General features: G+C 46.5%; 1 pseudogene. It reads left to right on the top strand.

The annotated features are described in order from the left end of the window. Positions 1 to 899 (top strand): annotated as a pseudogene (locus tag R7044_RS24580) (hypothetical protein); the annotation flags it as partial.

The raw sequence follows: 899 nt of genomic DNA, 5'->3' as shown, positions 1-899 counted from the left end.
AAAAAGGCAAAGGCACCTTAGCGGGCCTGCGTGCCGATTACATTTGGGATAGCGACAACAATGTTTACATCAAAGGGCAAAAAACCGTTGGAAAAACAGATGAGTACGATGAGAACGACAGCGTCACTATTGGTGGTGAAACGCGTATTTTAGAAGACTTCGTCGTTGGCGCAGAATACACCACGGGCGATCGTGGCGATGCGGCTGAAGCCAGCGTGACTTATGATGTGACGGAAGACTACAGCACTTACTTAACCTATGTCGATGACAGCTACGAAGGCAAAAACAACGTGATTGTCGGCCAACGTGCAGATCTGACTTCAACGGTCGATTTCTACCAAGAAAACCAATTTGTGGATGAGAACAACGGCAAAGGTCGTATTGACTCGTTTGGCTTTGGCTACGACATGAACGACGACATCGACATGGGTATCGGCTATCAGAAAGGCGAAATCGAGGATGATCAAAACATCACCACCGAGCGCCAAGCGGTGAGTGTAAGCACCTCGATTGATGTCGATGATGTGTTGTTCAAGAACAAAGTGGAATATCGTGTCGATAAGACAGATGACTCTGCTGACCCAGACAAAAAACGCATCGACCAATGGGTGACGACCAACCGTTACACCCATCACCTGACGGAAGAGTACACCTTATTCGGTAAGTTCAATTACTCACGCTCAGAAAGCAAATCAAGCGACAAAATGTTGGCTCGTTTTATTGAGTCGACCGCTGGATTGGCGTATCGCCCAATTTACAACGATCGTTTGAATTTGTTGTCGCGCTACACCTACTTGGTGGACTTCGACCAACTCAATCGCGATGTGGATTACAAAGATGAAGAAAGCCATATCATAGAAGTGGAAGGTATCTATTCACTTGATGCCAACTGGGATTTA

It is taken from the genome of Vibrio sp. 1402, from assembly GCF_033340275.1.
The sequence above is the reverse complement of the archived record's forward strand: the minus strand, read 5'-3'. Positions and strand labels throughout refer to the sequence as shown.